Annotated in this window: 19 protein-coding genes and 1 tRNA gene; 3 read left to right on the top strand and 17 right to left on the bottom strand. The window is 58.3% G+C overall.

The window, feature by feature from the left end; translation table 11 throughout:
• Nucleotides 1-184 precede the first annotated feature (184 nt).
• The 10 genes from DW029_RS01180 to DW029_RS01135 all read right to left on the bottom strand — a co-directional run bounded on the left by DW029_RS01180 (nt 185) and on the right by DW029_RS01135 (nt 13,240).
• Nucleotides 185-1,102, bottom strand: a complete 918-nt coding sequence (locus DW029_RS01180; protein ID WP_118273696.1) for a toll/interleukin-1 receptor domain-containing protein — start codon at nt 1,100-1,102, stop codon at nt 185-187.
• 24 nt (nt 1,103-1,126) lie between these two features.
• On the bottom strand, nt 1,127-2,896 hold the full coding sequence (locus tag DW029_RS01175) for a DUF262 domain-containing protein (RefSeq protein ID WP_158572583.1): 1,770 nt from the start codon (nt 2,894-2,896) through the stop codon (nt 1,127-1,129).
• Entirely contained in the window at nt 2,896-5,724 is a 2,829-nt protein-coding gene (locus tag DW029_RS01170) for a DNA methyltransferase (protein ID WP_118345065.1), read from the bottom strand. The genes DW029_RS01175 and DW029_RS01170 overlap by 1 nt, the downstream gene beginning before the upstream one ends.
• 363 nt (nt 5,725-6,087) lie before the next feature.
• Nucleotides 6,088-6,163 (bottom strand) — tRNA-Arg (locus DW029_RS01165).
• Between the two features lie 125 nt (nt 6,164-6,288).
• Nucleotides 6,289-6,687 (bottom strand): DUF956 family protein, encoded by a 399-nt coding sequence (locus tag DW029_RS01160; protein WP_117735463.1) that lies wholly within the window; start codon nt 6,685-6,687, stop codon nt 6,289-6,291.
• 120 nt (nt 6,688-6,807) lie between these two features.
• Nucleotides 6,808-7,728: a PTS system mannose/fructose/sorbose family transporter subunit IID gene (locus tag DW029_RS01155; protein WP_117735396.1), complete on the bottom strand. Its 921-nt coding sequence runs from the start codon at nt 7,726-7,728 to the stop codon at nt 6,808-6,810.
• A gap of 16 nt (nt 7,729-7,744) precedes the next feature.
• A complete protein-coding gene (locus DW029_RS01150) occupies nt 7,745-8,563 on the bottom strand; it encodes a PTS mannose/fructose/sorbose transporter subunit IIC (protein ID WP_117735395.1) in 819 nt (272 codons plus the stop codon).
• 18 nt (nt 8,564-8,581) lie between these two features.
• Nucleotides 8,582-9,571, bottom strand: coding sequence for a PTS sugar transporter subunit IIB (locus tag DW029_RS01145; RefSeq protein WP_118345064.1), 990 nt, complete (start codon nt 9,569-9,571; stop codon nt 8,582-8,584).
• A 373-nt stretch (nt 9,572-9,944) separates the two neighbouring features.
• Nucleotides 9,945-10,373: a hydrogenase maturation nickel metallochaperone HypA gene (locus DW029_RS01140; protein WP_117735393.1), complete on the bottom strand. Its 429-nt coding sequence runs from the start codon at nt 10,371-10,373 to the stop codon at nt 9,945-9,947.
• Between the two features lie 89 nt (nt 10,374-10,462).
• Complete coding sequence (locus DW029_RS01135; RefSeq protein WP_199568909.1) at nt 10,463-13,240, bottom strand: FAD-dependent oxidoreductase; 2,778 nt, start codon at nt 13,238-13,240, stop codon at nt 10,463-10,465.
• A gap of 188 nt (nt 13,241-13,428) precedes the next feature.
• On the opposite strand from DW029_RS01135, the gene DW029_RS01130 reads away from it, so the two are divergent.
• From DW029_RS01130 to DW029_RS01120, 3 genes are all read left to right on the top strand, one after another.
• Nucleotides 13,429-14,091, top strand: coding sequence for a TetR/AcrR family transcriptional regulator (locus tag DW029_RS01130; protein WP_118345063.1), 663 nt, complete (start codon nt 13,429-13,431; stop codon nt 14,089-14,091).
• Nucleotides 14,092-14,154: 63 nt separating this feature from the next.
• Complete coding sequence (locus DW029_RS01125) at nt 14,155-15,162, top strand: DUF5692 family protein (protein WP_118273698.1); 1,008 nt, start codon at nt 14,155-14,157, stop codon at nt 15,160-15,162.
• A 233-nt stretch (nt 15,163-15,395) separates the two neighbouring features.
• Nucleotides 15,396-16,892, top strand: coding sequence for a hypothetical protein (locus DW029_RS01120; protein WP_118345062.1), 1,497 nt, complete (start codon nt 15,396-15,398; stop codon nt 16,890-16,892).
• A gap of 73 nt (nt 16,893-16,965) precedes the next feature.
• Here the strand turns inward: DW029_RS01120 and DW029_RS01115 are convergent, their stop codons facing one another.
• The 7 genes from DW029_RS01115 to DW029_RS01090 all read right to left on the bottom strand — a co-directional run bounded on the left by DW029_RS01115 (nt 16,966) and on the right by DW029_RS01090 (nt 22,416).
• Nucleotides 16,966-18,318, bottom strand: coding sequence for an ATP-binding protein (locus DW029_RS01115; RefSeq protein ID WP_118345061.1), 1,353 nt, complete (start codon nt 18,316-18,318; stop codon nt 16,966-16,968).
• A gap of 135 nt (nt 18,319-18,453) precedes the next feature.
• Nucleotides 18,454-18,621 (bottom strand): hypothetical protein, encoded by a 168-nt coding sequence (locus tag DW029_RS11410; RefSeq protein WP_164473271.1) that lies wholly within the window; start codon nt 18,619-18,621, stop codon nt 18,454-18,456.
• A gap of 232 nt (nt 18,622-18,853) precedes the next feature.
• Entirely contained in the window at nt 18,854-19,714 is an 861-nt protein-coding gene (locus DW029_RS01110; RefSeq protein WP_117839968.1) for a PTS system mannose/fructose/sorbose family transporter subunit IID, read from the bottom strand.
• On the bottom strand, nt 19,711-20,538 hold the full coding sequence (locus DW029_RS01105) for a PTS sugar transporter subunit IIC (protein WP_118345060.1): 828 nt from the start codon (nt 20,536-20,538) through the stop codon (nt 19,711-19,713). The genes DW029_RS01110 and DW029_RS01105 overlap by 4 nt, the downstream gene beginning before the upstream one ends.
• Nucleotides 20,539-20,550: 12 nt before the next feature.
• Nucleotides 20,551-21,048 (bottom strand): PTS sugar transporter subunit IIB, encoded by a 498-nt coding sequence (locus DW029_RS01100; protein WP_117839966.1) that lies wholly within the window; start codon nt 21,046-21,048, stop codon nt 20,551-20,553.
• A gap of 47 nt (nt 21,049-21,095) precedes the next feature.
• Nucleotides 21,096-21,518: a PTS sugar transporter subunit IIA gene (locus DW029_RS01095; protein ID WP_158572582.1), complete on the bottom strand. Its 423-nt coding sequence runs from the start codon at nt 21,516-21,518 to the stop codon at nt 21,096-21,098.
• A gap of 10 nt (nt 21,519-21,528) precedes the next feature.
• Nucleotides 21,529-22,416 (bottom strand): class II fructose-bisphosphate aldolase, encoded by an 888-nt coding sequence (locus DW029_RS01090; protein ID WP_117839964.1) that lies wholly within the window; start codon nt 22,414-22,416, stop codon nt 21,529-21,531.
• Between the last annotated feature and the right edge of the window lie 177 nt (nt 22,417-22,593).

Here is a 22,593-nt window from a genome sequence, read left to right as displayed (position 1 = left end):
CCGATGCAGCCCTGATGATGCGGGCGACGGGAAGGGTGGCGCGAGCGGAGCTAGACGAAATGCGACCCATGGGAGCGTTACAGAGAGCCGCAACGAGAGCGATTCCGCGCGTCGCAGGGGCCGCCCATAAGCGGGACCCATCGGCCGCGAGGCCGATGGCTACGCCCTCGCGCAAGCGGCCGAGCTAGAAATCAATCGTCCCGGCGACGTTCTCAACGTTCTTCCTATAGGCTGCCCGGGAGGCATCTTCACGCGCTCGACGCTTTTGTTCCCTCTCAAGGTATTCGGCCTCAAGCCTGTTGGCTTCTTCCACGCACAGGATGAGGGTGTCGCGGTGGTAGTCCCTCACCTCTTCGATGGTGGTCCCGTTGAGGACTATTTCGTCACCGGCAACCGATGCGATATGTGGCCTATGCATGGTGGTAAATCTTGGCGGCAAGTCCCAGGACTTCAAGAAGAGCTCGCACCACAGAGAGCTGGGGCGTCTCGACAATCGGAACGGCACTTCGTACAGGGCACTCCCCCTCGTTCCGTCGTTCCTCGGTTCTCCCACCTCATCGACCACAATACCGACGATTCTGATGGGCTCAGAGCCCTCGCCCTCTTCTTCGCGTTTTTTCGAAGACGTCTGAGCGATGCGGCGCTTGGGCGCAACCGACGGCTTCTTCTTGACCCCATAAAGAGTCGCAAGCAAATCGTTATAGCCACGAGACTCGACCCCATCGCCCAAGTCGACCGCCAATTTCCCCTTGAGGAAGGTCGGGAGGCTTTCCTCAACGCCCCCTTCCTTTATTACCGGGATAAACTTCCTCTCATTATGCCCAGAGAACAGTTCTCCGCTGATGATATGGCCCTCGTACCCAACCCCGCCGATTCTCGCATCGGCCTTCTGCTTATATGCTGGGGTGCAGACGATAAGAACATAGTCCGACGACCTGACCGACTGCTCCATGAACTGCGGCAACCTGTCACCCAGCTCGAGATCATATTGGTCCAGGACTGCATCGATCCCGTCCGACAGAAGGCGGTCGGCCAGCGCCTTTACCCATTCGCGGTGTTCTTCGCTTTCCCATGCGTAGGATATGAAAACCTTAGTCAACATGACCCCCAAAGACTAGTCCGAAATCTACAGTCGCTCATATGCCCTCTTCACGAGCTCACCCATTAGCCTCCTGCGCTGACCGAGGAAGTCCTCGTAATCAAGCTCTTCGAATCCGAGGGGCAGGGCGTGTTCCTCGCAGTTGCGGCGGTATTCGTCCTCGCCCAGGGCTTCACGGTACCTCCTGACGTACTCATTCGGGGCATCATCCGAGATGTAGATGTTGTTCTGGTAGTCAACAAGGGTGAAGTTGCCTCGGTTGCTGCGCTGTGAAAGGTAGCCCTTGGCCTTCAGGTAGTTATCTGGGAACAGATGATGCTTGTCCAGAGCCTTTTTGGAACCTGATGAGCCGGTAAGCAGCAGTTGAGAAAGAGGGGCCGTGCTGAACAGCGCCTTGGCACCGAGCACGACCTGAGCCGCGACGAAGCCCCACCAGGTCGGGCCCGTCGCCTCGTTTGCGTCGAGGGAGCTGGGCAGCGTGATGGAGAAATAATCGTCCGTCATGATGGCAGCGAGTCTACGGTCGAAGTACGCCCGGAACTCATCGGCGGTCTCAAGGCGCGAGACGTCGTTAAGCTGCTGCTCGAACTCGGATTCGAAGGACCCCACATAGAGCCCCGTTATAGCTGCGGCGAAATACCAGCGCCGCACGAGCCCGCGCACAGCCAGTGGCTCCATGTCGAACTCATAGCGCCCGATAAGGTAGAACGCATAGCAGAACATGAGCGCGTTGCCCGACCCCACCTGGTCAGAGCAGACGTAGCCCGCCTCCGCCAGCGTGTTGATGAAGGCATGCCAGTTGTTCAAGTCGAGCACGAGATCGAGGGCGCGACCAAACGTGGCAAAGTTCTCGGCCCGCGTCTCGGGCGTCGTTTCCTTTGTCTTGAGATCTCGCCCGCGAAGAATCTGGTAGGCATAACGCAGGCGACCCCTCTTGAACCCCACGCCCACCGTGGCGCGAATGATATGCGTCGGCGAGACGGTCATGAGCGGGTTGTACGAGGTGCCCTTTGCGGGCGCATGGCTCATGGCGCAGAACTCCTCTATACGCTCCCTCATGGCAGGTTCGTAGACCGAAAGCAGGGTCATGATGAAGTCATCCTGCTTAAGCGCCTGCCCTTGCGAGTTCACACGCACGAAGATGTCCGATACGGTCTCCTCGTCAGCCGATTCGGAAATCTCCAGCGTCGGCAGAAGATAACGCTCAAGCCCGAGTAATGCGTTGAGCCCGCTCTCGACGGCATCCTCGCCGTCATCGTCGAGTTCGGATTCTCCCTTTTTGGCATTCGCCTCGTTAAGGCGCTTGATGAACGCCCTGCGATAGGCGCTCAGCTTGTTGTCGTGGTTCGCCGCGAAGGCCTCGGATACGTCCGGCACATAGCGCGAATCCTTCTCGGTCGAGGCGTCGGCATTCTTGAATGAGCGTGCGATGGGGTCGTAGGCGACCTTCACCGTACGCTCCCTGAAGTTCTTGTCTCGCACGGACACGCCGTACAGCGAGCTCAGGAGAGCGGTGAGTCTCTGCTGTCCGTCGATGACAAGGGACTTGGGGACGGCATACACCTTTTGGTTCGAGCCTATGGCAGACTTCTTGCCCGCGTTGTCGCTCGGAGAGTCCCACAGCATCACATAGCCGATAGGGTATCCGCGGAGCATGGAATCAAGCAGGTCGCGGACCTTTTCGTTGCCCCACACGAAGGGTCGTTGCAGGTCGGGCAGACCGATCTTGCCCGTCTGAACGTCCTTCAGGATGTTACCAACCTCCAGCGATATGGGGTTATAGATGGAATTTGGCACTATAGTTCACCGACCTTCTTGGCGTACAGGCTGAAAAGATGGGCGACTATCTTCTCCTCATCCCCACCGAAGTCGACGCCATAGGCAGCTTCGACAGCAGCGTCGAGCGCCTTATGCGCAGACATCAGCTCGGGGAAGAACGTTTCGTTCTTGGGATCGTACATGTCCGCGAGCGTCGCACCTTCTTGGGCATCCCGGGCGTCGAGCACGGCTTGGGCGCAACGCTCAACTTCTTCGCGTTGGGATTCCGTGGGCTCGGGCCAGACGAAGTTGTTGTAGTCAATACCAGCCGAGTACTGATAATCATCTTTCAGTCTTCCGGTCACGACCCTAACCCATGCATTATGAAATTGGGACTGCAACACCCCATATTGATAGAGAGTTGCATTTGGGATAAGACGAACTTTATTGCTACAAAAGACCTCAGCATCGACGAACCCCATTGGGATGTATCGCCTTCGGCTTGATGAAACCTCTGGTATCAAGATTGAATCTGTATCCGACAGGATTTCAGTTCCAAAATGGGCAGGGCACTCTGCAGCCTTAACGGTCTGACTTCTCTTGCTCTTGAGCCGATACCAGCGCACCGCTTCAACCCTTTCCCTGCATTTAGGCAGATTCTTTAGCTCATCCCAATTTGCGTTCCCAAGCCATAAACACCAACGGCTTTTGCCACGGATAAATTCTTGTGATCCAAGCCACTTGTGAAAGAATTTCTCTGCACCAGGTTCAATTTGCAAGAATTCGATTTTCTGCTCATCAGTGAAAAGGTAATTGCCGTCGTCTATAGGCTGGGAGCCTATTCCCATTTCTGGAACATCTGATAATGGCTTACTTCTGCTGTAGACAAAAACGTCCGGAGCGTCTTTAAGATAAGCATTGATTCGGGCCACGGAAATCTGCTCTTCGTCAGAATCGGGCGTTGCGTGATAGAAGAGCGTCTTGGCCCCAACCTCGCGCGAGAAGCCCACGATGACGCAGAACACGTGTGCCTTGTCTGCTGCCTCGTTGTCCCAGCGGAAGGTGTTGTGCGCGAAGTCGATGTGGATACCCAGGTCGTGCAGGGGTTTCCAGAGGTTGGCGACCTGCTCGCCCTGACATATCGAGTTGGTAGAAACCAGGGCGCAGCGCGTGCGCTTTCCCTGCGTGAACCTCGCAGCCTTCATGTACCAGGCCCCGCAGTAGTCGATGTTGCCTGCGTTCTTCGCACCATCGAAGACCTCAAGGAGCTCTGCCTTCTGCTCCTTGGACTGGTTACGGGCCCCAAGGAAGGGCGGATTGCCCACGAGGTACGTGAGGTCATCGGGAAACACCTCGGACCAATCGGTCTTGAGGGCGTTGCCCTCATGAAGGTTGCTGAGGCTCCTGAGCGGCAGGAAGTCGAAGTCATAGTCGACGTATATCTCCTGCGTCTTTCGGAGCATCTGCTCCTCGGTGATCCAAAGGGCGGTCTTAGCGACCGAGACGGCGAAGTCGTTTATCTCGATGCCGTACAGCTGGTCCAGGGACACGCGGACAGGGCTGTCCTGCGCAATGACGAGGGACGTCTGCCCCGCGTTGCCGGTCTCCTCGCTGAGCTCGTCCTCGATGATTCGGTTCTCGATGGTGCGCAGTTGCCGGTACGCCTCGGTAAGGAAGTTGCCCGAGCCGCACGCGGGGTCGCCGATGGTGATGGAGGCAACCTTGTCGTGCAGCCTCGCCAGGGCCTGCTTGCGTTTCGCCGCCGTCCTCTCGCCCTCGGCCTCGTGCAGCTCATCCCACAGCTCGTCGAGGAAGAGCGGCCTGAGGCAGCGCTCGATGTTCTCCACGCTCGTGTAGTGCATGCCCCCGGCATGGCGGGTCTCGGGGTTCAGCGTTCCCTCGAACACGCCGCCGAAGATTACGCCCGAGATCTCGCGCCAGTCGAAGTCCTGGGACGCGTCGGTGATGGCCTCGAGGATCTCCGGGGTCATCTGCGGGACGATGATGGAGGAGTCGGCGAACAGACCGCCGTTCACGTACGGGAAGGCCGCGAGGTCCTCGTCCATGTACTCGTCCCGCTTATCCAGGGGCGTGTCGATCGCCTCGAACAGGTCCACCAGCTTGCGGCGGAGCTTGGCAGGGTCACCCTCGCAGTACCTACCGAACGCCTGGTGCGATTGCAGGAGGTCGGCGTCCTCGGCGTAGAGCAAGAAGATGATTCGGGTGATGAGCACGTTGAGCGAGCGCTGCTCCTCCTGCGCGCGCTCGTCCTTCTCCTCGATGTGGTGGTACTGCTTGGCGAGGGCATCGTAGAGCCTGGAGACGTAGGCCCCGGCCTCGATGGAGAGCTGCTGCTCCTTGTGCAGGCGGCTCGTCTCGTTGGAGGTCAGGAAGGACAAGAGATACAGACTGTCCTGGAGCTCTTCGAGGGAAAACTCTTGCACGGTGTCCTCGGGCCTCTCGTTGTCGAGGTCGTAGAGACGGAAGGTCTCGAAGTTGCATGTCATCACCCAGCGGGGGCGCTCGGAGTACGGCAGGTGCCGCGCGTACCACATGGCCTGCTGGAGCGGCGTCTCCATGCCGCCGTTCCTGGGTTCGGGCTTATCGAGGTCGATGCCCCACGACTTCTGCTCGCAGAGAAAGTTGTGGTCAGAGACGAACACGTCGATGCGACAGCCTCTCACCTTCCGCTCGAAGTCAACGAAGCTGTCTATGGTGTTGGACGGGATGCCCAGGACGTTGATGAGCAGGTCGACCCAGAACTTTTGCGTGTCCTGCTGCTCGTTGTTGGAGCCCGCGGGGATGGCGGCAAGGCGCTTCTGCCACCGCTTGACGAACTCTTTTGCCTCTTTCTTGCTGGCAGGCATACCGGACCTCCTGCGTCGTTGTCACTTTCGGACAATTTTAAGGGGTAAAAGCCCTCTTCCAAGCGGAAGGGCGAGTTTTCGACGGTCCACGGTGTCGCAGGGTCCCAGGCGAAACCCGAAGACGCCGGGGGCTGTTGGAAACTCGCCCATCTCACAGCAACGTCATCCTAGGTTTTCAACGCTTTCCATGGCCGAAGGGCTTCTTATAAGCCCGTAGGCTGTGGGAAGGGTTGGAAACCGGACTTTGGGCATAGCCCTTCACAAAAAAACTTTCTACCCAAATTCTACCCAACTGACGTTAACGATGCCCTTATATAAGAAAGCAGGTCAGACGATTTATACCGTCTGACCTGCATTTACTTCTGGTGCCCCCGGGCGGATTCGAACCGTCGACACCCGCTTTAGGAGAGCGGTGCTCTATCCCCTGAGCTACGGAGGCATGTTGTACTAGTGTAGCAGATTTGCGCCACTACCATGCAGCGCATAGCCGCTCTTCGAGATAGTCATCTGCGACGTTCTTTAATGACTAGTCGTTTAAGAACGTCGCAGACGACTACCCAGCGACTAGTTGCCTTTGTGGAAGAGGTTTTTGATGACGGAGGGGATGCTCTTGGCGCCTTTAGCGGTCACGTCGATAAAATCGGGCGAACGAACGAGCTTGTCCTCGTCAATGTACTTACGCACCGCGCGTAGCGTTTCCTTGTCATTGCGCGTCGAAAACGTAAAGTGGCCGTTCTCTTTGGTAAAGATCGCAAAACGCGTGATCTTCTTGGTGCCGCGCAAAACCTCGGCGGCGATATAGTCGATCTCGTCCCACGGGATCTGAATAAAGTCCTCGGGATTGCGCTCGTTATAGTACTCAAACGCCTTATTGCCCACCATTACGTTACCGTGACTGGTAAGACCCATCAGGCAGGTTGCCGGCGTTGCTAGATCGACCGTGCTGTTCTGAGATTGCGCCATGCGCGCCTCGCCCTCCAAATAAAACAATCGGACCGCATCCAGTGTACCCACCGGGTGCGGTCCGTTTCAATGGCTTAAAAGCCCTTGCCTAGCAACTCTCGGTCTTAAGCCGAAGCGTGCTTACATGAAGCCGCAGACGCGACCGATGATGCCGACGGCGAAGAGAGCCAGGATGATGATGATCGGGCTGACCTTCTTCTTGAGGAGCTTGCAGACAAAAAGGGTCAGGCACACGGCAGCAAGGCCGGGGATGAGCTGATCGAGGTTAGCCTGAAGCGTGGTGACCTTCACCTGATCAAGGGCGTTAGCACCGATGGAGTTATACATCGTCAGTGCTTCCTTGACACCCTCAGAACCGGAGGGCAGGTTAGCCCAGTCGATAAAGGCGCCAGCAGACTGCGTGACCTTGGAGACGACCGGGGTGAAGGAGATGGACACCCAGCGCTCGACCAGGGCGCCGATGATGAACATACCCAGGATGGAAGCACCCTCGGTGACCTTGCCCATCAGACCGCCGGAGAGATCCTTGGCGATGGAAGAGCCGACCTTGTAGCCAAACTCCTGCGTGTACCACAGGAAGGCGTAACGAATGATGTTCCACGCGAAGAAGAACAGCAGCGGACCGGCGATGCTGCCGGACAGGGCCAGGGAAGCGCCCAGAGCGCCCAGAATCGGGCGAAGGGTGAACCAGAAGGCGGGGTCGCCGACGCCGGCGAGCGGGCCCATCATACCGACCTTGACGCCCTGGATGGCGACGTCGTCGATCGGAGCACCGTTGGCGCGCTCCTCCTCGAGGGCGAGGGTAACGCCAATGACGGGGGCGGAAACATAGGGGTGAGTGTTATAGAACTCCAGATGGCGCTTAAGCGCGGCAATCTGGTCGTCCTTGCTGGTGTAGAGCTTCTTGATCGCAGGGATCATCGAGTAGCACCAGCCACCGTTCTGCATACGCTCGTAGTTCCACGAACCCTGAAGGAACTGATGACGGAAGCAAACCTTCTGACGATCGGACTTAGAAAGCTGAATCTTGTTCTCTGCCATATGTATCACTCCCTTCCTACTCGTAGTCATTCAGAATGTCGCCGAGCGGGTCGCCGGAGCCACCGCCCATGCCGCCACCCTGCTTGGCCAGGTCCTTAAGGCCAAGGTAGATGAGGGCGAGGGAGATGCCGATGAGGCCCAGGGCGATCAGCGTGAGCTGAGGGATGGCAGCCAGGACGAAACCGAGGATGAAGAACGGCCAGGTCTCCTTGGTGGCCATCATGTTGATGACCATGGCGTAACCGACGGAAGCGACCATGCCGCCGCCGACAGCCATGCCGCCGGACAGCCAGTCGGGCATAGCGTTAAGCGCGTTGGTAACGGCCTCGGCCGGGATGATGCACAAAAGCACTGCCGGGATGGCGATACGAACACCCTGCATGAGGATGCCAGCGTACTGCCAACGCTCGATACCGGCGAAGTCGCCCTTCTCGGCGCAGGCGTCCATGCCGTGGACCATAGCGGTGGCCAGGGTACGGCAGATCATGGTCAGGAACAGGCCGGCGACGGACAGAGGCACGGCGACGGCGATGGCGGCGGTAACGGCCTTGCCGGAATCAGTAACACCGCCGTTGAGGGCAAGTGTCATGATGATGGCAGATGCGACAGAAGCCAGGGCGGCGTCAGGTGCGACGGCGGCGCCGACGTTAGCCCAACCAAGGGCCATCATCTGAAGCGAACCGCCCAGGAGGATGCCCTCCTGAAGGTGACCGGTTACGAGACCGATAAGCGTGCACGCAACGAGCGGCTGATGGAACTGGAACTGATCCAGAACGCCTTCCATACCGGCAAGCAGCGCGATAATCGCGATTAGAACAATAGTAAGCGCGGACATGTATCGGACCCTCCTTTACTATGCTTGAGCGGCCAGTTCGGCCTTAGCTTTCTTCAACATGGCGTCGAGATCCTCGGAGGAATCCGAAGGAACCTTGCGGACCTCGAACTTGACGCCCTTGGCCTTGAGAGCCTCGATGGTCTTGACATCGTCATCGCCCATAGCGACAGCGTTGGTGACGACGACCTTGCCCTTGGAGTGAGCCATAGAACCGATGTTGACTTCCTTGATATCGACGCCGGCCTCGATGGCCTTGAGCAGATCCTGCGGGTTCTCAAAGAGCAGCATGGCCTTGGTGTCACCAAAGCGCGTGTCCTTGACGACCTCGGCCATCTTCTTAATGGGCACGACGTTGGCATGGACTCCCGGAGGGGCAGCCTGCTCGATCATGGTCTTTCGGAGCTCGTCGTGAGCAACGCCGTCGGAAACCACGATGATGCGGTTGGGGTTGATCTGCTTGGTCCACGTGGTGGCCACCTGACCATGAAGCAGACGGGTGTCGATACGGACGTGGGCGATCTTGATGTGCCCGTCGCCGATGACCGTTCCCGGAGGGATGGCGCCTGCAGGAGCAGCAGCGGCCGCAGCCGGCTTCTTCTCCTCGGGCTCCAGAGACTCGGGCTTGACGCGCACGCCGGCCTTAGCCTCAATCACGAGATGTTTTGCGATCGCATGTGCAGTGTTCTTTGCGTCAAAGCGCTGCGAATATGCCTCGATGAGCATAGGCAGGTTGACACCGGTGACGATAGCCCAGGAATCGTGGCCCTCGATGAGCCCGCTGATCTGGTTGAAGGGCGTGCCGCCCCACAGATCGACGAGGAAGAGCACCTGCTCCTGGTCCTCGAAGGAAGCGATTGCCTCCTCGACCTTGGCGCGGAAGTCGTCGGGGCCCATGCTCGGCTCGAGCGAGACCACGGCTACAGACGGCTGATCGCCAAAGACCATCGAGCCCGTCTGCTTGATTCCAGCCGCCAAGTCACCATGGCTAGCAAGAACAATACTTACCATCACATAACCTCCTTTTTGTCTACGTAATTCCTACACGACAAAAAAGAGTATAGCTGCAAATACAGCAGAATTATATGAAAAACTGCAAAAGCTAGCATTATTTGTTTAAACGTCTTGTTTTGTTACAAGCTGATTACATTCCAGTATTTTGACTGATTTGCTGCTGAGGATTGATAGCTGATCTATTTACATGACCGAATTGAGCACGCTGTTCATTATTGCCGGTTTTAAACAGACACAAATGTGCTCGGGTTGAGGCCATTTCGTTTAAACAGATGGTGCTTGACTAATGGTAAGAAATATGCTTTAGCAAAGTAGTCGTTGGGGACGTTCTTTAATGACTAGTCGTTTAAGAACGTCCCCAACGACTAAGTTAGGCGATGTGAAGGGGGTTGGCGGCGTCGACGGCATCGGGGGCATCGGAGAGGCCGTCGGGGGCAGCGTCTGTTGGGTCCTCGTCGGGGGTCTCGATCTGCTTGATCATGACCTCCTGGCCCTGCAGCAGATAGGTCTCGCCGCTACCGCAATGGGGGCAGGTCTTGCCGTGCTCGACCGTCGCGTAGTCGCAGCCGCACGCGTCGCAATGCGTCACGGCCTCGACGGGCTCCACGATAAGCTCCGCGCCCTGCGCGATGGGCTTTTTATCTGCCGCCCAACGCCAAGCGTCAAGCAGCAGATCGGGAACGACGCCCGAGACCTCGCCCAGGAGCAGCGTCACGCTCGAAACGCGACTCACGCCATTGGCGCGCGCCACATTCTCGACATCGCGAATGATGTGATAAACGATTCCCAATTCGTGCAAGGTAGAAACCTTTCAACAACGGTTGATGCGATGTCAACTAAACGTCAGTGAGCGACGCTCCGCGCCGCTCGCTAACTTGTTAGTTTCTTTTACTTCTTCCCAAATTTAATCTTGATCGCGCGTTTCAAAGCGTACTTGCCGAGGCTGGGGAGCTTTTGCTCGTATTTGACCATCGTGGAGCACTCGGGGCGGTCGCGATCCAGATGGATGGCATCGAACGCGCACTTGGTGGTGCACAGACCACAGCCGATGCACTTATTGGGGTCGACGATCGAGGCACCGCAACCCAGGCAGCGAGCGGTCTCGGCGCGCACCTGCTCCTCGGTAAAGGTCTCGACGTACTCGCTAAAGGGCGCAGCCTTCTCGCGCTCGCGGTCGACACGTGCCACCTCGCGGCTCGCGTTGTCATAGCTCTCAATCACAACATCGTCGCGGTCGAGCGCGGTGTAGCGGCGCTGGTTGCGGCCGATGGTGAGCGTGGAGCCCGGCTGCACAAAGCGATGGATGGACACAGCGGCCTCGTGACCGGCGGCGATGGCGTCGATGGCAAAGCTGGGGCCGGTGTAGACGTCGCCGCCCACAAAGATGTCGGGCTCAGCGGTCTGGTACGTCTGCGGATCGGCAAGAGCACCCTGGCCGCGGCCAAGCTCCACCTTGGAGCCAGCCAGCAGGTCGCCCCACACAATGGACTGGCCAATCGACATGACGACGCGGTCGGCATCGACGCGGCGCAGGTCGTTCTCGTCGTACTCGGGCGCAAAACGGCCCTCGTCGTCAAAGACGCGCGTGCAGCGCTTGAAGGTGATGCCGCACACACGACCCGCATCGTCCAGGTGAACCTCCTTGGGACCCCAGCCGCAGCTGATGTGAGCACCATCCTCGATGGCTTCGCGACGCTCCTCCTCGCTGGCGGGCATCTGAGCCTCGCTCTCCAGGCAGAACATCTCAACATGCTCGGATCCCAGACGGCAGGCGTTGCGCGCGACATCGATGGCCACGTTACCGCCGCCCACCACGATGGTGCGACCGAGTAGTGCGTCGATCTTGCCACTGTTGACCTCGCGCAAAAAGTCGACGGCCACCGTCACATCCTCGGCGTCCTCGCCCGGAATACCGGCTAGGCGGCCGCCCTGGCAGCCGATGGCCACATAAAAGGCCTTAAAGCCTTGCTCGCGCAACTCGTCGAGCGTCACATCGCGACCGACCTCCACGCCATAGCGGAACTCGGCACCCATCAGGCGAATAACCTCGACCTCGGCCTCGATAACGTCCTTCTCCAGCTTAAAGCTGGGAATACCGTAGGTGAGCATGCCACCCGGGCGCTCGTTCTTCTCGAACACGACGGGCTTGTAGCCCTTCTCGGCCAGATAGAAGGCGCAGGACAGACCGGCCGGACCGGCACCGATGATGGCGATCTTCTGATCGAAGCCGCCGGCGCGCGTCGGCGTCACCACGGGCGGGACATAACGGGTCGCGGCATCCAAGTCGCGCTGGGCGATAAACTTCTTGACCTCGTCGATCGCCACGGCGGCATCCACGCGGCCACGGGTGCAGGCGTCCTCGCAGCGGCGGTTGCACACGCGGCCGCAGATTGCGGGCAGCGGGTTCTCGCGCTTGATGAGCGCCAGCGCCTCGTCATAGCGACCCTGCGCTGCAAGCTTCAGATAGCCCTGAACAGCGACATGCGCGGGGCAGGCCGTCTTGCAGGGCGCCGTGCCGGACTCATGCGTCTCGATGCGGTTGTCGTTGCGGTAGTTGGGCGACCACTTGGTGTGGTCCCACTTGGTGGCATCGGGCAGCTCCTGGCGCGGATACTCGGGCACCTGTCCGCCCGCCTTTTTGCTGCAGAGCTTCTGGCCGAGCTTGGCGGCCCCGGCCGGGCATACCTCGACGCAGCGACCGCAGGCCACGCACTTGTCTTTCTCGACCTTGGCGACATAGGCAGAGCGCGACAGGTTGGGCGTGTTGAACAGCTGCGAGGTGCGCAGGGCGTAGCACACGTTAACGTTGCAGTTGCAGATGGCGAAGATCTTGTTCTCGCCGTCGATGTTGGTGATCTGGTGCACAAAGCCGTTGTCCTCGGCCTGGCGCAGGATGTCGTAGACCTCCTCGCGCGTCACATAGTGGCCGCGGTCGGTCTCGACCACGTAGTCGGCCATATCGCCCACGGCAATGCACCAGTCGCGCGGATCGTCGGCGCAGCCCTCGCCCATCACGCGACGGCTCGCGCGGCAGCTGCAGGTGCTCGCGGCATACTTGCCGTTGTATTTATCGAGCCAGTGCTCGATATGCTCAATCGGCACCGAGGTGCTCGTGGCGTCGATGGCCTTCTCGACGGGAATCACGTGCATGCCGATGCCGGCGCCTCCGGGCGGCACCATCGGCGTAGCACGGGACAGCGGACCCTTGGACGCCTGCTCAAAGAACTTGGCATAGACCGGATGCTCCTCGAGCTGGCCCATGCGCATGTTGAGGAACTCGGCAGAACCCGGCACCAGCATGGGCAGCACCCACTGCTTGGCGCGCTCGGGATTTTCCCAGTTGTACTCGAGCAGACCCGTGTAGCTCATGTCGTCGAGCATCTTCTCGATATCGGCTTCGGGCATGCCGGTGAGCTTGACCATCTCGGGCAGCGTATAGGGACGGCGCATCTTCATCTTGCAGAGCACTTCGGCCTGCTCGTCGGTTGCGGCCTCGGCAAACGACCAGTACTCGTAGCCCAGCAGCTCGTCGCGGTGCAACAGGCGGTTGGTGCAGTGCTCGCACAGTTTGACGATAGCCTCGCGCGGATGCTCCGGCAGCGGCGGCACAAACTCCGCTCCGATATCGGGCTCGGTATAGCTAATCCCCGGTCCGTTGAGAATCATAGTCGTCCCTTCTCTTGCCACAGCCCGGCGAGACCGCGGCGCCCCTCTTTGTACGGGCTCGACATGCCCCCATGCCGTTCACCCGCTATTGTTGACATTGTGTCAAAAACAGTATTGACGAACCGTCAACAATAATCAAGACTGTTAGGCGAACGGTCGGGCCCAAACGGATGAAAGGCGGCAAACGTATGAGCGATAACACGGCAAACATCTCTGTCGCTGATGCCGTCCTCGCGTCCGACAGCACGGCAAAGCGCCTGACGGGTGACGAGCGCCGACGCGAGATTCTCGCCGCCGTGAGCGCCGTGAGCGCTGAGCTGGGCGTGTCCCATCTTTCGGTATCGGCCGTGACCAAGCGGGCTGGCTGCACGCGCTCACTGTTCTACCACTACTTTGCCGATATGGACGCCGCCGTCACCGCCGTTATGGACGAGGCAATCGACGGCTTTATCGCCGAGCTCGAAAAGTGGAACGCCAGCCGCACGGTTGGCGACATCGAAGGCGCACTCGACACCGTCGCTCCGCTCTTTAAACGCCTGGTCGTGAGCGGCCACGAGTTGCCGAGCACCCTGACCTCCAGCAGCGGCGCGCTCTACGGCGGCTTTCTGCACAACGTGGTCCAGCGCGTGGCGCAATACATCTGCGACACCACCGTGGTGGATTTTGTCGCCCATCATGAGCTCCGCATTGACCATGTCTACGAGACGTTCTACACCCTCATCATGGGGTTGTTGATGTATATCCGCACGCACCCCGATGTGCCCGACGAGACGGTCAAGGAAATCATCGCCTCGACACTCCATATCGAGGGCTATACCGCCAAGTATCCGGAGCGCAAGCCCCAGAACTGACGACATTTGGCCAAACTGCCCGCGATCAGAAGAGGGGCCGCGGGCGTGTGAAAGGAGAGCAGCATGCTGTTCGATGTTTGGGGTAGCAATACCCTTATCCACTGGGCCGGCTGGGCCATGGTCTTTATTGGCCTCATCGTGCTCAACGAGGTCGGCCGCCGCACCAAGCTCGGCGCGGCCATCATCTTTGGCGTGGCTCCGCTGGCCATGACCATCTACTGCGTCGCCATCGCCATCGGCGTTTCGCAGGGTGCCGAGTGGGCGCTCACCAACCCCACTCATGTGTACCAGAACAGCTGGTTCCACTACGCCAAGGTGTACGCAGCGCTCGCCGGCTGCTGGGGCTTCATTGCCATTAAGTACCAGTGGGGCAAGATCGGCAAGGCGCACTGGTTCCGCGCATGGCCGTTTGTGATTGTCGCCATCAACATCATGATCGCCGTCGTGTCCGACTTTGAGAGCGCCTATCACTTCTTTGTCCTGGGCGAGTCCACCTGGGTCACCTCCGAAGGTGCCACGCAGCTGGCCGGCTGGAACAACGTGTTCAACGGCATCGCCGGCATCATCAACATCTTCTGCATGACCGGCTGGTGGAGCGTCTACGCCTCCGAGGACCAGACCGACATGCTGTGGCCCGACATGACCTGGGTCTACATCATCGCCTACGATATCTGGAACTTCTGCTACACCTACAACTGCCTGCCCACCCACTCCTGGTTCTGCGGCTTTGCGCTGCTGCTGGCGCCCACCGTCGCCGCCTTTATCTGGAACAAGGGTGGCTGGATTCAGAACCGCGCCTTTACGCTGGCTATTTGGTGCATGTTTGCCCAGGTGTTCCCCTACTTCCAGGAGGAGTCCATCTTTGTGACCCACTCCACGCTCGACGCAGGCGTCGCCACCGCGGTCTCGGTCGTCGCGCTGATCGCCAACATCGCCGCGATCATCTACATCGCCTACCGCGCCAAGAAGCTCGGCCGCAATCCCTACAAGCAGGATGTCTTTGAGGGCACCAGCGACTGGGAGAAGGCTACCGCCCGCCGCGCCAAGGTCGATTACGCGCACGCCGAGTAGCGCGCCTGACGCAAACGCCGCTTGAATGTGAAGTCGCCTGGCCGACTCCGCGCAATGCAACGTATTGCAGAGCCCCCGGAATGTGATTCGTTCGCGTTCCGGGGGCCTTTTGCTGCCGCGAGGATGCGGCCGAACGATGCGCTCGAGTTAAATCGGATCTTATATTTCGCACGCGCTTTATATGGCTCCATTTTTGGGTACAGTGTTGTCCCGATATTGAGCTTGGGGGATATATGAAAGATGAGACGATGGGCCAAGAGGATGCGGCTCAAGATGCAGAAGCTTGCGCTGAGGCCTTGGAGAGCTTAGACCGGATTTCACTCGATGAGATTGCGTTTGACGATTCGGGCGTTGATGTGCAGGATGAGTCGGAAGCCGAGGCGCAGTCCGATGATCAGGACGCAGACGACGTTGAGCCTGCCGAAGATGAGGCAGATCATGAAGACACCGAATGCGAGGCCGACGACCAGCCCGAATCCGACACGAGCGAGGAAACCATCTTGCTCGACAGCTTGCCGGCCGAAGATTCGCTGACCCGCGAGCTTCCCGGCCTGGGCTCTGCGCCTGCCGTGGACGAGACCATCGCCATGGGCGATATCCCCCTACCGTCCGTTCCCTCAGCACGCGAGGCCGAGGTTCGCCATCGCAAGATGTCGCCCAAGCGCCGCAATCTGATGGTCGCCGGTGTCGTGGCCGTCGCGCTCGTCGCCGGCGGCGCAGGCTATGCCGCCTGGAACGGATATCAGCAAGAGCAGGCTGCCGCTGTCGCCGCCAATGCCCACACGATGATGTCAGTGCAGATTGGCGTGCATGCCGCGGGCCTCGACTGTTCTACCGGCTCCAAGATTCCCGTACAGGTGAGTGGTCAGGACGCTGATGGCTCCTCCGTGAGCGAAACGCTCTATGTTGACGAGCACGGCCGCGGCATCAAACTGCTGCCTGGCGATTACACGCTCTCCATCGCTGCCTCCCCCATCGCGGCCGACGGCACCATCTATACCGTCCCGACCACCAAGACGCAGGTCACCGTTAAGAGCGATGAACAGGATTTAAGTGCCCAGGCTACCTTTAAGCTCAAGGTGCCTTCGGCCGACACGGTAACCGACGACCAGATCGATGCCGCCGCCAAGTATGCCGAGGAGGGCGGTGCGAGCTCCGCCGCGGCTGCCAAAGTGCTCCAGCAGGCAGCAACCGCGCGGCGCGACGCCGCCGTCAATGCCGTGAGCGCGCAAAAGGCACAGGCGTCCCGTGATGCTGACGCTCGCCACAAGGCAACCGACCTCTACCAGCTCGATATTCCCGTTGAGTGGTACGGCAAAGTCGCAACTTGGCAAAACGGCAGCACGCTGTGCATCTATCTTGCCGGCGACAGCAATACGCCGATTGTGACGCTCGTCGCGGTGCGCGACGGCGAGAGCTTTACGCCCGATGAGGGCGATACGGTTTTGGGCACGGCAAACCTTGGTAACGGCTACACGGTCTACGCCAGCGGCCCCGTCTATCCGTATGTGGTGCCCCAGACCATCAACGGGCGGACGCAGAATCCCGTGTCGACCTACCCCATGGACACGGCCATTGAGCTTGTCGAGCTCACGACCGGCAACCGCTACACCTACAGCCAGATTAAGAACGTGCTGGTCGGCAAAGACGGCAAGGCCGACGCCGCGACCAAACTCGAGACCGACTACCTCGCCCAGATTCTCCTGCCGAGCATCAAGGCCCAGGACTAGCCGGGCGCATCATGGTGCTCCCCAACCGTGATGAAGGGGCCAGGAGGTCCTGGCCCCACAGATCCGTAGATGATTAGGCAAGGAGCCACTTCCATGCGGGAACAACGTGTACCACACCGTGCTCGCATGGAATATCGGCCTGCTCATCCATGGTAACGATTGCCGACTCACCAAGATCGAACTGGGCCATCGAGGCATCAAGCGCGGCAATTTCGCGCTCGCGCGTTTTCTCACTTGCCATATCCACACTAACCTGGATCAGGCTATAAGCCCGCATGAGAAGTGCGTCCCCAGCCACAAAGTCCACCTCATGGCTTTTGCTCTTCTCTTTGATCAGCAGGCGGCAGACCGATCCGATCCTCACCGCGGGAGTCCTTCTTCTTAGCGCGTTGAACACTGCGGTCTCGAGCCTCTGGCCCTGGTCCAATGCCGATGCGGGAGAGAATGCTCCAAACATCGCGGGATCGACAGCGTAGACCTTAGACGCAGACCGCATGTTATTTGCCAGTGAACGCGTGAACTCCGGCACGGAGAACAGCAGGTAGGCATCCTCATAATACTCAAGTAAGTCGCTGAGCGAATTACGACTGACGGGTATTTGCCTGCTCTTGAACTCGTTGTACACTTTGTTCACCGACAGCTCTCGTCCCGAAGATGCCATACACCGCGTTAGGAACAGCGATGCCAGGCGAGGGTTCTTGACGTCGTAACGCTCAATGACGTCCATAGCGACCGTTCGCGAAGCATATTCCTGTAGCAGCTGAATCGCGTCTGTGGGCGTCTGCTCAAGCGTCGCGATGAATCCCCCTCGTTCAAGATATCCGATCAGATGATGTCGAAGCAGCGCTGCATCGCTTGGGGAAAAGGTCGCATCTGGCTCGAAAACGCTCCCCGTCTTATATCGAACGTATTCCGAAAAGCTCAACGGAAAAAGCTCTCGTATAAGAGAACGACCCCTGAACTCGCTCTTAAGTTCTGAGGACAGCATCTTGGAAGAAGATCCCGTCACACAGACGGTCGCTTTCTCCGTATCGACTACACGCCGCAGAAACGCACCCCATTCAGGAATTTCCTGGATCTCGTCAAAGAAAATGTAAGCGCCCTCGGTTCGAGCAGCAGGATACAGCGCATAGAACGTGTCGAGCACGTCCGCCAGCAGTGATGGCTCATACGGGCGCAAGCGCTCATCCTCAAAATTGAAGTAAAGCATCCGGTCAAGCTCGACGCCCCGGCTCTGAAGCCGCCGCATCTCCTGATACAGGCGATACGTCTTTCCACAACGGCGGGCCCCAACAATCACATTTACGATGTTGTCGCGCTTTGGCTCCTGTGGGTTTCCTAGATCAAGGTCTCGCTCAAAGACCTGCGGAACCCCCTGCTGTTCAAAGTCCTTTATTTTCTGGGCGATCAAGTCGTTGAATGCCATGATTCTCCAATCTTGCTTATCTGCTAATCAAGATTATATCGATTTTTGATTAGCTAAAGAGCAAGATTGCGTATAACTTGATTAACAGATAAGCAAGTTTATCTGTTGCCGCTCACCCGTCCCAAATGAGCTGCTCTAGCGCCAGGGGTCGGCTTCGAAGAGGGGCTCGCGCTCGGGGCGGCGATCGCTATAAGGGTCGTAGCCGTCGTCGTCCTCGTTCTCGGCACGAATGTAGGGATCGGTGGGCTTTTTCGTCTCCCTCTTCTCGCGCAGGGGCTGCTTGCACTCGTCCTTGCTATCCATGGCATGCACCTTTCCGTGTGGCTTGAATTCCATTCTTACACTATGACCGATTACGGCCATCGTAATGCATGGATACCGCGGGATGCGGTATCCAGAGCGCACACGTGCTTACGAATCGTCTACGCGTATCGGCGCAGACAGTGTATACATTGCTTTAAACCCAACGCAAGCCCGCCCGAGCGCACCTTAGGCACACTCGGGCGGGTAAACATCGTCTTGAAACTTGCAGCAACTAGCAAATCCCCGTCAGGCCAAGCACCAGGCCAATGATCATGGTGCCGATAATGATCCAGTTCACGTTGGTGTTCTTCTTGAGCAGCTTGAAACAACCCAGGGTGTACAGCAGCGGAATCAGGCCGATGAAGATCGTATCGAGATACGTCTGGATCATGACCGGATCGCCCTCGGGCATCGGAATTGAGATCGCGCAGTTGAACTTAACGAACGAGGCAGCCATGGCGCCGATCATCAGCAGGCCGAGCGTGCTTGAGAGTTTGGTTACAATACCCATCAAGCCGCTCTCGTAGATCTTGGTGATGAAGCTCGAACCGACGCGATACCCAAGAACCGTCAGCACCCAACGCGTAATCCACGACGGAATGTTGTAAATGAGCAGAAACGCGATCGGACCCAGAAGCGATCCGTTCTGAGAGCACAGCGCCATACCGACCGAGGCCGCGATAACACGGATAACGCCCCAGAAGATTGCATCGCCGATGCCCGACATGGGACCCATGAGCGAAGCTTTGACCGAGTCGATCGAATGCGTATCGAAATCAGGCTCGGCCGCGTTCTCCTTCTCCATCGAGGCAACAAGGCCCATGCAGAACGTACCGACATTTGACGTGATGTTATACCAGGTCGAATGGCGTACCAGGGCATCGCGACGCTGTTCTTTATCCGGGTAGAAACGCTCGATGGCAGGCCAGATGGACCACATGAAGCCTGAAGCGCCTCCGCGAGCGCCGCCGCCGTAATGGGCAAAGACGTTGAACGAGTGGAAGAAGATGCCGCGCAGCATCTTACGGTCTTCAGCGGAAAGATCCTTAGTGGAGATGCTGATCTTCTCGCTTGCGGTATCGGTGGTACTCATGCGAAGAAATCCTCCTCTTCGAGCTCGGCGACGGACTGGGCACCAGCTGCGACGCCCGATTCGCGCAAGGCCTTAATCTGGTTGCGCAGGTCGAGATTTTCAAGGTCACGCAGGGCCGTAACGACCAAGATCACTGCACCGACGGCGGCAATTGCGACCATGGGCATGTTGAGATATTGGAAGAGCACGAAGCCGAGCAGGAAATAAATTGCAATCTTGTTATCCCAGAGCATGCGCAGAAGTAGCGCCATGCCCACGGCGGGAAGCAGGCCGGATGCAGCATTGAACCCGTTCAGGACCGCCTGCGGCACCATATTCATAAGCTGCGATGCCGGCTCGGCACCGACCCACACCGCCAAAAACGTCGGGATGGCGAATAGACCGTTCATGACTACGGCGCCGCCAAAATGGCAGATGAAGAGCTTCTTACTGTCACCCGAGTTCGCGGCCCAATCAATAACAGGAGCCCAGAAAGACATGAGCACGTTGAGAACGAGCGAGTAGATGATGTTCGCAAAAATAGCCGCAGCCACCGCGAGCGGAATCGCTACGCCCTGCTCCATGCCAGACACGACCACGAAGCACACAGCGAGCACCGTTCCTGCCACCGTATCAGCCGAAGTCGCACCGCCCACGTTGACGCTTCCGATGAAAATAGCCTGGAGCGCAGCACCGATGATAATGCCTGCGGTAACATCGCCAAAGATAATGCCCGCCACAAGACCCACGCCCAGGGGCTGGTCAATCATGGGCTGTCCAAACGTCCATTGGACGAAATAACAGATAAAAGCTGCCAAATATGCCAAGAGCGCAGTCGTCAGCATATCAATCCCTCCTTAGAGCTTTGCCAGCAGGTCGGAAACCTTGACCTTACCGTCTGTAACGCCGACCTGATGAAACACCGGCAGATCTTGCTCACACAGCTCGCGCGCTGCAGCCACCTCGTCTGGATTGAGCGTTACACCCGTTGTCAGCAGCACCTTGGCTGCATCGTCGCTTCGATCGAAGCGGCCGACATTCGCAACGTTCACGCTGCCGATCCTACCGGGAGCCCCTTTCACTAGTTTGAGTGCATCGGCGATGTTCCCAGTAAGGGCGAAGATGCGCATCTCGCCCGCACGCGGATCGTTAGCAATCTTGATAGCGTCGTCTATTGTACGGATGAGAAGCTTCTGCCCACTCGGGCAAGCCATCTTGAGCGTCGACGACTGGGTTTCATTTTGGGCCGCAGCGTCATTCGCGACTAAAATACCCTTGGTGCTCAGCTCCTTTCCCCACATGAGCGTGACCTGTCCGTGAACCAGGCGGTCATCCACTCGCAGCTGAACGATCATTTCGTTCTCCTTTCGTCTTCGCTCCGCCCGCCAAAGCGGACCACTTCCTATCCAAAGAAATCGTCATCGGTATCTGTCGCCCCGCCTGCCCGCAGGACCACACGCCGCATGGAGGTCGATGCCTGCGCGATTACGCTGTCGATATACTCGGGCGTGAACGCCTCGCCCGTAATCAGGCATTCGAGAATTAACGCGATGTTGAAACCGGTCACATGTACGATGCCGTGCTTTTCCGGCTGCATGGCCGTAACCATGTTGCAGACGCTCCCGCCCAAAAGATCGGTAACGATCAACGCATCGTCCTCTGGCCTCACGCCATCGATAAACGCTGCGATCTGCTCATTGGGATCCGATTCGTCCACATAGCAATCAACGACGGTTATGGCGCTATCCTCATGAAGCAGCACCTCAGCCACACTTTTGACGCCACTTGCTAGGCGTCCGTGGGTTGCAACTAAAATTTTCTTCATAGCACACCCCTTAAGCCAAAGGAGCCGCGCCATTGGCGAATACTCGCACGACATGCTCGAATGTGCTGCGCAGGCTCTCGAACGCGACTGCCGTCATATCGTGCCAATAGATCGGAGCATCCGGATGCCCCTCAGTCTTTTCATCAACCATGGCGCGCACGGCATCGCCGGCATATTTAACGCCATACGTGTAGTAGTTAATCTTGCGGATGCCGGCATTGATGGCACGAGCGTAATCCTCGTCGGAAACACCGGAGCCACCGTGCATGACAAGTGGCACGTTCACACAGCTGCGAATGTCGGTCAGAACGTCAATGTTCAAATGGGGCTCGCCCTTATACAGGCCGTGCACCGTTCCGAACGAGCAGGCCAGGATATCGAGCCCCGTGGACTCAACGAAGTCACGCGCCTGGTCAGGATCGGTATAGATGGCGCCCGCCTCTTCCGCCGTGGACCCAGCATCAGGATCGCCACCCTCACGCGACCCCATAGAACCAAGTTCGCACTCAAGGCCTGCACCAAAGTCGGCGCACATCTGGGCAGCGTACTGGGAAAGCTCAACATTACGTTCGTAGGAAAGTGCAGAACCGTCGAACATGACGCCCGTGAAACCGAGCTCCAACGCACGACGAGCATAGGATAGATTCTCACAATGATCCAGATTCAGGCAGATATGCGCACTCGAGCGCTCAGCCAGTGCTGTAACCAGCGGAGCCACCACGTCAATCGGCACCAGCGACTCGTGAACCTCGGCATGCTGGATGATAATCGGATAACCTGTTTCCTCCGCCACGTCCACAGCGGCGCGGACGGCCTCAAGACTCGCGGAATTTACTGCAGCGACCGCCATATTGTTCTGTTCGGCGATGTTGCAGATATCTCTCATACTGACGAGCATCTGTTCTCCTTTCCTCAGGCAGACCATCGCTGTTTGGCTTTCTCCAAACGCAACATTTTGCGAGTTCATTATATTGCGTTTTGTTTTGCTTTGTTTCGGAATTGACGTCTGCTACCGCGAACGGTCGAAAACCTACCCCGAACGTTCGATATGTTTTGTTTAGAGTTGTTTTATTTC

The organism is Collinsella sp. AF38-3AC (assembly GCF_003474365.1).
Classification (GTDB): domain Bacteria; phylum Actinomycetota; class Coriobacteriia; order Coriobacteriales; family Coriobacteriaceae; genus Collinsella.
Note: the sequence above shows the minus strand (reverse complement) of the source record. Positions and strands in the feature narration are given on the sequence as shown.

Excerpts from the sequence above, each read along its gene's own strand:
- DW029_RS01180 (WP_118273696.1), bottom strand. The coding sequence starts at position 1,102 with ATGTTGACTAAGGTTTTCATATCCTACGCATGGGAAAGCGAAGAACAC.
- DW029_RS01170 (WP_118345065.1), bottom strand. The coding sequence starts at position 5,724 with ATGCCTGCCAGCAAGAAAGAGGCAAAAGAGTTCGTCAAGCGGTGGCAG.
- DW029_RS01160 (WP_117735463.1), bottom strand. The coding sequence starts at position 6,687 with ATGGCGCAATCTCAGAACAGCACGGTCGATCTAGCAACGCCGGCAACC.
- DW029_RS01155 (WP_117735396.1), bottom strand. The coding sequence starts at position 7,728 with ATGGCAGAGAACAAGATTCAGCTTTCTAAGTCCGATCGTCAGAAGGTT.
- DW029_RS01150 (WP_117735395.1), bottom strand. The coding sequence starts at position 8,563 with ATGTCCGCGCTTACTATTGTTCTAATCGCGATTATCGCGCTGCTTGCC.
- DW029_RS01145 (WP_118345064.1), bottom strand. The coding sequence starts at position 9,571 with ATGGTAAGTATTGTTCTTGCTAGCCATGGTGACTTGGCGGCTGGAATC.
- DW029_RS01135 (WP_199568909.1), bottom strand. The coding sequence starts at position 13,240 with ATGATTCTCAACGGACCGGGGATTAGCTATACCGAGCCCGATATCGGA.
- DW029_RS01130 (WP_118345063.1), top strand. The coding sequence starts at position 13,429 with ATGAGCGATAACACGGCAAACATCTCTGTCGCTGATGCCGTCCTCGCG.
- DW029_RS01125 (WP_118273698.1), top strand. The coding sequence starts at position 14,155 with ATGCTGTTCGATGTTTGGGGTAGCAATACCCTTATCCACTGGGCCGGC.
- DW029_RS01120 (WP_118345062.1), top strand. The coding sequence starts at position 15,396 with ATGAAAGATGAGACGATGGGCCAAGAGGATGCGGCTCAAGATGCAGAA.
- DW029_RS01115 (WP_118345061.1), bottom strand. The coding sequence starts at position 18,318 with ATGGCATTCAACGACTTGATCGCCCAGAAAATAAAGGACTTTGAACAG.
- DW029_RS11410 (WP_164473271.1), bottom strand. The coding sequence starts at position 18,621 with ATGGATAGCAAGGACGAGTGCAAGCAGCCCCTGCGCGAGAAGAGGGAG.
- DW029_RS01110 (WP_117839968.1), bottom strand. The coding sequence starts at position 19,714 with ATGAGTACCACCGATACCGCAAGCGAGAAGATCAGCATCTCCACTAAG.
- DW029_RS01105 (WP_118345060.1), bottom strand. The coding sequence starts at position 20,538 with ATGCTGACGACTGCGCTCTTGGCATATTTGGCAGCTTTTATCTGTTAT.
- DW029_RS01100 (WP_117839966.1), bottom strand. The coding sequence starts at position 21,048 with ATGATCGTTCAGCTGCGAGTGGATGACCGCCTGGTTCACGGACAGGTC.
- DW029_RS01095 (WP_158572582.1), bottom strand. The coding sequence starts at position 21,518 with ATGAAGAAAATTTTAGTTGCAACCCACGGACGCCTAGCAAGTGGCGTC.
- DW029_RS01090 (WP_117839964.1), bottom strand. The coding sequence starts at position 22,416 with ATGCTCGTCAGTATGAGAGATATCTGCAACATCGCCGAACAGAACAAT.